Genomic DNA, 10,818 nt, shown 5'->3' on the forward strand with positions numbered 1-10,818 from the left:
GTCTGCTCCTTTTATAGCTCTTTATACTGTTTTACAATTTCCTCCCGGTCTTTTCCGAGAATGAAGTAATAATCAATCTGTCCGTCCCCTGCGGTGTGAAGATACGTTCCAAACGTCCGTACATTGCACAGCAGTGCCGTCCGGGACGCGGCGGCCGCAATGCCGTAGCCGCGGTTCGAAACAAGCAGCGGCATCCGCGCCTGCTTTCCGCCAAAAGAGACGTAGCGCGCCCTCGCGGTCAGATCCAGCCACTCGGTCGAAAGAATGCCTTTTGCTTTCAGCTTTTCGGAACCGCTCCAGTCGAAGAACGTCCATGTCATGCCGCCGTCGATCATGCGCGGCTCGTCACGCTTCTCGGAAAGGATTGGTTTGTTGTCCGGCGTCAGGAACTGCACCGCGCCGTCCTTTTTTTCTACCATGACGCGCAGCTTTTCCGTCTCGACCAGAACCGCCGTCTTCGATTCTTTCGCACTCCACGAAAACGCGGTGTCTGCCTTCGGCTTCCAGTACGTGTCCTGCACTTTTGCGGTCACACTCTTTACGAAACTGATGCGGATCACCTCCGGCGCGATCGGGGTGATGCGTAAGATGCCGTACATGCTGGCAATCTCAACCGCCGATTTTCCTTTCTTCGCCCATTTCACCGCACACTTGATCTTCGAATGGCCCTTGATGCGCAGCAGCTCGTTTTCCGGGATTGCACCGAAAGCGTAAGGTGAGGTATTCAGGCGCTCCGTCTTCTCGGCTTCTCCTGGTACCATACCTGCTCCGCCCGGTCTTTTTGCACTCTGCACTCCGGCCGTGCCCATTCCATATTGCATTCCTGCCTGTGTTCCTGCACTCCGTCTGCTTCCCGGCGCTTTGCCGCCTGCCTTTCCATGATAAGCCGCACCAGCAAAAATAGATGACACCCCTTCCGGTGCACGCTGCTGCATTGTCTTTGCGGCAATTTCTTCTCCCGTTTCTACCGCAGCCCTCCGCGTTGCCGTACTGCCTTTTGCCATCACCGCTGTTCCGGTCGTGCTTGTATTTCCAAGCGCCATTCCCGGCCTCTGCTCCGGCTTGATCACAATCCGTTTCGGTCCATGGCTGTTCCGCTCGTCCATCTCCTGAATGCCGATCGCGCGGTTCTCCTCACGCACCTCCTTCTGCGTCAGCGAAACCTTCTCATACTCTTTCGCCTTCGTCAGCGTCTCCATGGCAAATTCCTGATTGTGACGGCCCTTCGGCGCTTCTTTGGCAAGGATTCCCGTCAGTTCTCCTGTATACAGCACCGCCAGCTCATGCAGTGCCCGCGTCGCCGCCACGTAAAGCAGCTTCACCTGCCCGTCATTTTCAGGATATTTTTCTTCCGTCGGATCAAGAAGCAGCACCGCATCGAACTCAAGACCTTTCGTATATGCCACCGGGAGCACCATCACGCCCTCGCCGAACTCTGCCGTCTCGAGATCCTCCTCCACAACCGGCACGTATTGTTTCAGCTTCCGCGCCGTATCCGCCGCTTCTGCCTCATCCCGGCATACAACGGCAATCGTCTCATATCCCTGCGCCTGCCATGTCTTGATTGTCTGAACACCCGCGGCGAGCAGCGCCTCTTCATCGTCAAATGCTTCTTTCCGCACCGCCGTTCCGTGCCGCAGCACCGGCTCCACCGGATAGATCGCAAAGTCCCCATGCCGCAGAATCTCGTTTGCAAAATCGGAGATCTCCACCGTATTCCGGTAACTCTTCCGCAGAACGCCGAACGCATCGTACGTGCCGGTCAGAATCAGCTTTTTCAGCTCCTCCCAGTCGTTCAGGCCGTAGGAAAAATGGATATTCTGCGACGTATCTCCCATAATGGTATACGTACAGTCACGCAGACAGTAATGAAGCACCTGGTACGCCATCATCCCGAAATCCTGCGCCTCGTCGATGACCACATGGCTCGCCTCGCGCACGGGATCGTTTTCCTTGATCCGCTTATAGAGGTATGCCAGCGCCGCCAGATCATAGACATCAAAGGAGTTTTCCGGCACTTCCACCGCTTTTCCTTTCTCCTCCTGCTGCTCCAGAAACTGTAAATAGAGATCAAAAATGGATCCCCGCCATTTTCCATCTCCAAAATATTTCTCGTATTTCCGCTTCAGCGCCTTTTTTTCGCGCGCCGGAAACGTCACTTCTTTTCCCGAAACCTCGTTCTCAAATTTTGCCAGCAGGATCTCGTTCAGCATGCACATCTTTCCTTCCATGGAAAGTGTGGACTGCTCCCTGCAATAGTTATCAATATACTCGGCGTCCAGAAGCAATGTTCCCGTTTTTTCCAGCCGCACCGGCTCCCGCGGAATCTGCTCTGCCTCGTACGTACGGCAGAAATTTTCCAGATCGAAAAACCAGCCGCTTCCGCCCTTTATGCTGTTTTTCTCATCCGCGCGGTCGATGGTGTGTACCGTGTACTTTTCTTCGTCCCAGTCCTCGTACAGAAGCCGGATAAAAAGCTGCTCCATCGTCATCTGACGGATGCCGTACACATCGAGTTCCGGCAGAACGCTGGTAATGTAGTTCAGCAGAATGCGGTTGCTTCCAATGATATAGAAATCCTCCGGCCGGAAGTCCTCCTCGTAATTATAGAGGATGTACGAAATCCGGTGCATCGCCACCGTCGTCTTTCCGGAACCAGCCACGCCCTGTACGATCAGATTCGTCTTCGGGGATCTGCGGATAATGAGGTTCTGCTCCTGCTGGATCGTCGCAATGATCTCACCGAGCACCGCTTTTTTGTTCTTCGCCAGATACTTTGTCAGCAGCTCATCGTTCGCTACCACATCGGAATCAAAAAAGTCTTTCAGATGGTCATTTTCAATCTCATACGTCCGCTTTCTTTTCAGATCAATCGAAAAAGTACCCTCTGAACTCACCGTATAGCTGCACGGCCCGGTGCTGTTCTCATAATAGACGGAGGAAATCGGCGCCCGCCAGTCCAGCACAACCGGTTCCGCCTTCTCATCGGAAATGCCGACGCGCCCGATGTAATAGGACTCTAAAAACGAAAGCCGCGGATCCTGAAAATCAATCCGCCCGAAATACGGCTTCTTTCTCGCTTTTTCCAGCCGCGCCATGCCGTGCTGGTACGCATTCAGCTTCGCCGTCGCGTTGTTCCAGAGCGCCAGGCCTTCCGCCTCTTTTGCGTCATACGTCTCCATCAGATCCGCCAGATCCTCATTCGCCGACCGGATATCCGCCTTCGCCTGTTCCAGATTCTGCTCGGCAATCCCGATCACCTTCGCAAGCTGTGCTTCCTCCTCTTCCCTCGTAAGTCCGGGAATCTCTGATTTTCTGATGCTTCTTTCCAGTTTCTCTTCTTCCACTTTGTGCCTCCTTTTTTACGAAAAACTTCTTCTACATCAGCCCGTTCTTTTGATTCTCTTATTTCCATCCCAATAGACTTTATTTTACCATGCACACGTCTCCCCGGCAAGATACTTCACCCGCTTTTTCGTGCATCAAAAAAGACACCATGCATCTTACACACAGTGCCTTTCCGACTTTTTTTTCTTACTGAAGGTAATCCTTAAATTTCTTTTTAAATGCTTCGATATCGTTCGTATGGGCTTCTACAACCGCATCCGGATTTCCGGCGATCATCAGGACACTCATCAGGGATTTCGCATCAAAGACGCATCGTCCTATTTTTACGTCAACGTCGTAATCCAGGCGTTTCACCATATTTACAAATTCTTCTACACTCTCTACTTCATCAAACTTTAACGGTAACGAAATCATATTTTCTGCATCCTCTCTGCTTTTTGGTCTTCTTTTCATAATTTTGAATTTTTTCTTTTATTTCCTTCAAAATTGATCAAAAACTTACACGATATCCCTTTTTTGCTGTTTTTTCTGAAAGTAGTAATGAAATCGCCTTCATTTTCGACTGACACTAAAATAGCATACATCTGTCTCACTGCAAATATCCGTTTTAGACAAAATTCGACGTAGTTTTACAGCAATTTGCTCATATGTTCCGTCTGATTCGTTAAGTTGTTTCTTTTCCGGCACTTTTTTCGTCTGATCTGACGGGCCGGAAGGCCTTACTTGAGAATCACTCTCATGAAAAGCTATTCGCTGAAAATAATATTTCGGATCTTCCGGGACAGGGTGTACGTTCCGGCATCTTTTTTCTGGGTCATCATCAGAAATGTCATATTCTGCTCCGGCACGACTTCCATGTAGCATCCAAGCCAGCCGTCCCAGCCGAACTCACCCTTGCTTCCCAGCGTTACCGCACGCGTCGGATCTACCAGAACACGCATCAGATTTCCGTAGGAAAATCCTTCCAGACCGATCCAGTTATCAAAGCCTGCCTGCTGTGCCGCGCTTAATGTGTGGCCTCCCAGAAATTTTACCGTCGTCGGACGGAGAATCTGTACACCGTTGTAGGTGCCGCCGTTCAGCAGCATCTGCGTAAATTTCGCATAATCGTCGATGGTAGATGCAAGGCCTGCTCCGCCTGCCTCATATGCCGGGCGGTACGCCATATCGTTCTGAATGCCAAGGTTATTGTCCAGATAACGGACGGACGGCTGTCCCTCCCTGCAGTCATACACCTTCGCCAGACGATCCTGCTTTTCTGCCGGAACCCAGAAATCGGTATCGTTCATGCCGAGCGGCTCGAAAATTTCTTTTTTCAGAAAATCCCCAAAGCGCATGCCGCTTGCCACCTCAATCACCGCACCTACGACATCCGCCGACGTTCCATAACTCCAGGACTGGCCCGGCTGATACAGAAGCGGGACTTTTCCAAGACGGTTTGCAAATTCTACTGTACTGATCGTTCCGCCGTTTTCTTCCTTAAGTCCGTGGATCACCTCCTGAAAAAGTGCATCGGTCTGCCGTCCCGTCTCATCCGTTCCGCCGTACGTCAGCCCGGATGTCATATTCATAATATCCTCCAGAAGGATCTCCCGCTCCGCTTTTTCTATCTTCCCATCCGCTGTACATACAACCGGGTTCCGGAAGCCCGGCAGATACTTGCTGACCGGATCCGCCAGATCGACGATTCCGCGCTCTACCAGAATCATCATGGCCGTCGCGGTAATCGGCTTGCTCATGGAGTAGAGGCGGAAAATATTATCGCGGGAAACCGGCTTTTTTGCTTCGATATCCGCATATCCGCTCTCCAGATAAACCTGCTCCTCTCCGTCTTTGATCACCATCAGAAGACAGCCCGGTGTCTCTCCTTTTGCAACGGACGCATCCATCACCTGCTGCAGTCTTTTCTTTATCACCTGTTCCATGGTATGTCCTAACCTCCATCTAAATTTCATTGTTTTTTCCTATTTTACCTCTCTTTTTGCCCCCTGTCATCTTTTATCTTGCTTTTCTTCTTCTATCCTCATTGTCTTTTTTTTCTGAAATCTTACAACTTTTCTGAAATTAAGAAAAACCATCAAAAACCATCATTGCCCTATTCCGAAAAATATGCTATTCTATATGTATATATATTTATGAATCTTCAGCTATTTAGAAAAACGAGGTGAACATCTTGCTGAAAACGAACGAATCCGCAGAAAATTATTTGGAAACCATTTTAGTCTTAAGTCAGAAAAAACCCGTTGTACGCGGTGTTGATATTGCAGAAGAACTTGGCTTTAAAAAATCAAGTGTCAGCGTTGCCATGAAAAACTTAAGAGAAAAAGAGCAGATCCGCGTAACGCCGGAAGGCTACATCTACCTGACCGACAGCGGACGCGCGATCGCAGAGATGATCTATGAGCGCCACCAGCTCCTCTCCCGCGGCCTGATGAGCCTTGGTGTTGATGAGCAGACCGCCACGGAAGATGCCTGCCGCATCGAGCATGTCATCAGCCAGGAAAGCTTTGAAGCGATCAAACGTCATCTGCACATGACTGCCGAAAAATAAGCATGACAAAGAAAACGCTGCCGGAGTTCTCTTCTCTCCGGCAGCGTTTCACTTTCCGCCCGAAAGTCTCCCATTTCTTTGCCGGAGCCTTTCGGGTTTTCTTTTTACAGCATAAAAGTATACGTTCCGCTTCCCAGTTCCACGGTATCCGCCGGATCCTGCGTGTTTTTAAACAGGGTTGCCGTTGTATTGACCGGAATCGTAACCTGATACTCTATTTTGTCACCTTTCCGCTCCCATCCGGCAGAAATCACGCCGTACGGGCTGTCTACGGAACCTTTCATAAACTCGAGCGTGCCCGGCTGCGGCTTCAGCAGAATGTGCTGATAACCCGGTTTTGTCTCGTCTCTCTGGATACCAAGTCCCGTGTGATACAGCCAGGAAAGAACGCTTCCGAGAGAATAATGATTGAACGAGTTCATCGCATTCTGTCCGCCGAAGCCTTTTTCCTTCGTGTAGGAATCCCAGTGCTCCCAGATCGTCGTCGCTCCCTGGGTCACCGGATACAGCCACGACGGGAATGCCGTCTGCAGCATCATCTTCCAGGCATCCTCCACAGCGCCCTGCTCGGTCAGCATCTGGTTCAGAATACCCGTTCCAAAGAATCCCGTTCCGACCGTATGGCCGATCGCTCTCGTCTTTCGGATCAGATGCTCTCCTATTCTCTTTCTGTCTTCTGCCACATCATAAGACAGTGCAATTGCATACGAGCACTGCGTATCACACAGCGTTCCGTCCGCATTGCAGGTCTTTCCGGAATCCGGAAGTACAAATGTCTCATTCCAGAATTTCTTCACCTTCGCAGCAAGCGCCTTATACTGATGCTGCTCCTCTGTTCTTCCGAGCGCACCGGCAATCCGGCTCATCAGATCGGCTTCTTTATAATAGAATGCATTCCATAAAAGCAGCAGATCCGTCTCTTCCGGTGCCAGCCAGTCGCCAAGCGGTCCGATCGCCGGATTTACCTTCGTTCCCGGCAGACCCTTATCCTTCATATAGTCCATATATTTCTGCATGCCAGGATAAAATTTCTCCAGTGTGCGGATATCCCCATACTGCTCATACAGTTCCCACGCCATAAAAATACTCGCACACTCATACGTAATGCCGCCGAATCCGCCGCCCACCGGTGCAATCTCCGGGTACTGGCCTTCCGGTGTCTGCAGATCACGCATCGCCTGCAGGTTCCGCTCATAGAATTTCTTCAGGCTGCTGTTGTTGAGCGCCGTATGGCAGAAAATATGCGTATCGCCCGCCCAGCCCATGCGCTCATTTCTCTGCGGGCAGTCGGTCGGAATGTTGATAAAGTTGCATTTCTGTGACCAGGAAACATTCTCGGCAAACCGGTTCAGCAGTCTATGGCTACTCGTAAGGCTTCCATGGAATTCCGTCACAGAAGAATACTGAAGACTCTCTACTTCTTCCAGCTCCGGCGCATGCTCCACACCGCTGATCTCAATATAGCGGTAGCCGTGGAAGGTAAACTTCGGCTGGAACACCTCTTCCCCGCCGCGGCAGATATAAACATCCGTACTCGTCGCATCCCGGTAATTTTCCAGCATCATCGTGCCTTCTTTTCCAGCATACTCCGGCAGATCCGGATAAAGCACCTCCGCATAGCGGATGATGATCTTTGTGCCCGCCTTCTCATGCAGTGTAATCCGCGGTACACCGGCCATCTCCTGTTCCAGATCGTAGAGATACACACCCGGGAACAGCTCTTTTCTCGTCTTTGCCGTTCTCCGGTCTACAATCCGCACCGGCGCATCGTACTCACCGATATATTCCGGCTTCTGCTCATGAACCGCCGGCCAGGACCGTCCAAAGCCCGGCATCGTGCAGAACTCTTCGATCATGACGGTATCCACAACAACTGGCTTTTCCCAGGTGCTGTCATCAAACTCCGGCAGAGAATAAGTTTCGTAAACCTCTGCCCGGCGCGCATCGTACTGCTCTCCGGCAAAGTAGCTGGAAAACAGGTAAGGACCTTCTCCGAAATACTTCCAATCCTCGGTATTTGTTCCAAAGACCTCGCGGCTGCCGTCCTCGTACTTCATGACAACCTTGGCAAGCAGACTCTCCTTGTCTCCAAAGTAATTGAAGTTCTTCACCACAAAGGTCTGTGCCTCGCTCCACCAGCCCGATGCCAGCGTCACGCCGATTCCGTTTCGGCCCGGTTTCATCAGCCCTGTGATATCGTATGTCTGATAGTTCATTCTGTGGTCATACTGTGTCAGACCCGGACGCAGCAGATCTTCCGTGATCTCCTGTCCGTTGATCCGGCAGTCGTAGATACCGCGCGCAGTAATATAAAGGCGTGCCGATGCCAGTTTTTTCTCTTTCTGGCAGGAAATACACGACCGCAGCATTGGAATTGAATGATGGGACGGATCTGCCGTAATCTGGCTGTCTTCTACTTTAAAGTATCCGTTTTCCACCGGAATCTGATCCGCAAAGATACTTTTTCCCCCATCCAGCCGTCCTTCCGGCGTCTCACGAACAATTTCCGCGGATGGTTTTCTTACGTTTCTTACAGTCAGATTCTTAAAATATCCTGTCGTCCCTTTTCCTGCATAAAATCCGATCTCATTCAGTCTCGGATACGGCAGCACATCGTTATTTCCTCTCGGATTCAGCTGGCGGCCTGATACTCTCGTTCCAAAAAATCCATGCTCTTCAATGGCATCCACGAGAATGCCGTCGACATAGGCGTATGCCACATTGCCGTCAACCTCTACGGTCAGCTTATGAAAGGCATCGGCATTCTCTGGTGTCAGGATTTCCTGTGTTTTCTCTTTCCAGTTGACCAGTTTCGTAACGGCAAACGGTTTTTCCGCTGTATCCTCCGGCGCATAGCCCACGCGGTAAATTTCGAGGCGTGCATCTCCATCCTCAAGGCACACAGCATAACGGATATAGTTCTCCCCTTCCATGCCAAGCTCATTTTTCGTATGATCGTTCAGACGGAAGTCATTGGCTCCAAAGACGATACCCGCTTCTCCCTTCCCGCCTTCCATCCGAAATTCACTCTCGATCGTAAAGACACCGCGGTTTTCCGCGCATACCGTCGCATGCGGTGCGCCGATCCACTCAGCTCCCTCCCATGCTGCATACAAAGAATCCATAAGGCCTGTCTCGAAGGAACTTTCTGCTTCTGCTTTTCCGCCGTGGTTATCCCACACCTCTGCTTTTACCTCATATTTGGTACAGGGCTGCAGTGCTTCTCCTTCATAACCAATCCCTGTTGATACGCCGGTTTCCATTTTTCCGCTGTCCCACACAGTATCTTCTCCGGTGCGCACAACGATCCGGCATGCGCTCTGCATCAGATTCTGTTCTCCTTCTTCTGCCGTCAGCAGCCAGGAAAATGCCGGTTTTTTCTCATCCAGCCCGATCGGTGCCATCTGATCTTCAATCAGAATTCTCTCTATCTTCATTTGGTAACCTCCCATTGCAAGTTTTGCCTTCTTTGCTGATTGTATTATACCGTCCAGCAGCTATTTCTGTTAAGATCAGTTTTTGCCCAAAAAAGCGTCTTTATTTGCATCTTTTCCGGTGTTATAATAAAGAAAATTACGAAAGAGAGGTACCATCAAATGAAAGTATTATTAATCAACGGAAGTCCTCACGCAAAAGGCAGCACTTATACTGCCCTGCACGAAATGGAAAAAGTCTTTACAGAAAATGGTATTGAGGCGGAAATCGTACATATCGGAAATAAAGATATCCGCGGCTGTGTTGCCTGCGGTGCCTGTTCCAAGCTCGGAAAATGTGCTTTTTCCGATATGGTAAATGAGGTTGCTCCGAAATTTGAAGAGGCTGACGGCCTTGTTGTCGGAAGTCCGGTTTATTATGCATCTGCAAATGCAACACTTATTGCTTTTCTTGACCGGCTGTTCTACAGCACACACTTTGACAAGACCATGAAAGTCGGCGCTTCGGTTGTCTCTGCACGCCGCGGCGGTCTTTCCGCTACCTTTGATGAGCTGAACAAATACTTCACCATCTCCGGCATGCCGGTTGCTTCCGGCCAGTATTGGAACAGTATCCATGGAAATAATGCGGACGAGGCACAGCAAGATCTCGAAGGCCTGCAGATCATGCGTACCCTTGCACGGAATATGAGTTTTCTGATGAAGAGCATCCAGCTCGGAAAAGAATCCTTTGGTCTTCCGGAAAAGGAACCGCGCGTCGGCACAAACTTTATCCGTTAATTTATCTGTTAAGCAAGATGCCGTATTTCAGACTTTTTTCTATGTCTGGAATACGGCATCTTTTATAGCTGGAAGAAATTTTATACACGAAAAAAGCCTGCTTCCGCAGACTTTTTAAAGCGACCCGGATCGGGATCGAACCGACGACCTCCGCCGTGACAGGGCGGCGCTCTAACCAGCTGAGCCACCGGGCCAGACATATACAGAATATAAAATATAGAACTAAAGTGGACCTTCAGGGACTCGAACCCGGGACCGACCGGTTATGAGCCGGTTGCTCTAACCAACTGAGCTAAAGGTCCAAAGAGCCGATGATCGGACTCGAACCGATAACCTGCTGATTACAAATCAGCTGCTCTGCCAATTGAGCCACATCGGCATACATAACAAATATTTTATATTCAGTGACTCCGACGGGAATCGAACCCGTGTTACCGCCGTGAAAGGGCGATGTCTTAACCGCTTGACCACGGAGCCATATTTACTTTTTGAAAGAACTGACCTGTAAGAAACTCTTACAGGTCGCATTCACTCCCCGAGTTGGGCTCGAACCAACAACCCTTCGGTTAACAGCCGAATGCTCTACCATTGAGCTATCGAGGATTATTTAATTGAAGATATTTGATATACCTTCAAAACCGCATACACTACACATCTATCATTCCATTTTGTGAACACAACCATTCAGGTCAAGCCCTCGACCGA

At 50.3% G+C, this 10,818-nt stretch carries 6 protein-coding genes and 5 tRNA genes; 2 read left to right on the top strand and 9 right to left on the bottom strand.

Going from position 1 to position 10,818, the window contains the following annotated elements:
• Positions 1 to 11 precede the first annotated feature (11 nt).
• From DWX26_RS04130 to DWX26_RS04140, 3 genes are all read right to left on the bottom strand, one after another.
• Positions 12 to 3,347: a 3'-5' exonuclease gene (locus DWX26_RS04130; protein WP_118600919.1), complete on the bottom strand. Its 3,336-nt coding sequence runs from the start codon at positions 3,345 to 3,347 to the stop codon at positions 12 to 14.
• A gap of 187 nt (positions 3,348 to 3,534) precedes the next feature.
• Entirely contained in the window at positions 3,535 to 3,762 is a 228-nt protein-coding gene (locus DWX26_RS04135; RefSeq protein WP_147326098.1) for an HPr family phosphocarrier protein, read from the bottom strand.
• A gap of 332 nt (positions 3,763 to 4,094) precedes the next feature.
• Complete coding sequence (locus tag DWX26_RS04140) at positions 4,095 to 5,303, bottom strand: serine hydrolase domain-containing protein (RefSeq protein WP_243030515.1); 1,209 nt, start codon at positions 5,301 to 5,303, stop codon at positions 4,095 to 4,097.
• A gap of 221 nt (positions 5,304 to 5,524) precedes the next feature.
• On the opposite strand from DWX26_RS04140, the gene DWX26_RS04145 reads away from it, so the two are divergent.
• Positions 5,525 to 5,899: a metal-dependent transcriptional regulator gene (locus DWX26_RS04145; RefSeq protein WP_055221737.1), complete on the top strand. Its 375-nt coding sequence runs from the start codon at positions 5,525 to 5,527 to the stop codon at positions 5,897 to 5,899.
• 104 nt (positions 5,900 to 6,003) lie between these two features.
• Here DWX26_RS04145 and DWX26_RS04150 read toward each other — a convergent pair whose 3' ends face one another.
• The gene (locus DWX26_RS04150; protein ID WP_158580585.1) at positions 6,004 to 9,336 is read right to left on the bottom strand and encodes an alpha-L-rhamnosidase; all 3,333 of its coding nucleotides are present in this window, start codon (positions 9,334 to 9,336) and stop codon (positions 6,004 to 6,006) included.
• A 159-nt stretch (positions 9,337 to 9,495) separates the two neighbouring features.
• Here DWX26_RS04150 and DWX26_RS04155 point away from each other — a divergent pair, with 159 nt between their 5' ends.
• Entirely contained in the window at positions 9,496 to 10,113 is a 618-nt protein-coding gene (locus tag DWX26_RS04155; protein WP_022461984.1) for a flavodoxin family protein, read from the top strand.
• Between the two features lie 120 nt (positions 10,114 to 10,233).
• On the opposite strand, the gene DWX26_RS04160 is transcribed toward DWX26_RS04155, so the two are convergent.
• The 5 genes from DWX26_RS04160 to DWX26_RS04180 all read right to left on the bottom strand — a co-directional run bounded on the left by DWX26_RS04160 (position 10,234) and on the right by DWX26_RS04180 (position 10,716).
• Positions 10,234 to 10,307: transfer RNA gene (locus DWX26_RS04160), tRNA-Asp, on the bottom strand.
• Between the two features lie 34 nt (positions 10,308 to 10,341).
• A tRNA-Ile gene (locus DWX26_RS04165) sits at positions 10,342 to 10,415 on the bottom strand.
• 4 nt (positions 10,416 to 10,419) lie between these two features.
• Positions 10,420 to 10,492: transfer RNA gene (locus tag DWX26_RS04170), tRNA-Thr, on the bottom strand.
• A gap of 26 nt (positions 10,493 to 10,518) precedes the next feature.
• Positions 10,519 to 10,590, bottom strand: a tRNA-Glu gene (locus DWX26_RS04175).
• 54 nt (positions 10,591 to 10,644) lie between these two features.
• A tRNA-Asn gene (locus tag DWX26_RS04180) sits at positions 10,645 to 10,716 on the bottom strand.
• Between the last annotated feature and the right edge of the window lie 102 nt (positions 10,717 to 10,818).

It is taken from the genome of Blautia sp. AF19-1 (genome assembly GCF_003479155.1).
In the GTDB taxonomy this organism is placed as follows: Bacteria; Bacillota; Clostridia; order Lachnospirales; family Lachnospiraceae; genus Fusicatenibacter; species Fusicatenibacter saccharivorans.

What these genes read in the sequence shown, in the direction of transcription:
- DWX26_RS04150 (WP_158580585.1), bottom strand. Translation starts at nt 9,336, where the DNA reads ATGAAGATAGAGAGAATTCTGATTGAAGATCAGATGGCACCGATCGGG.
- DWX26_RS04135 (WP_147326098.1), bottom strand. Translation starts at nt 3,762, where the DNA reads ATGATTTCGTTACCGTTAAAGTTTGATGAAGTAGAGAGTGTAGAAGAA.
- DWX26_RS04155 (WP_022461984.1), top strand. Translation starts at nt 9,496, where the DNA reads ATGAAAGTATTATTAATCAACGGAAGTCCTCACGCAAAAGGCAGCACT.
- DWX26_RS04140 (WP_243030515.1), bottom strand. Translation starts at nt 5,303, where the DNA reads ATGAAATTTAGATGGAGGTTAGGACATACCATGGAACAGGTGATAAAG.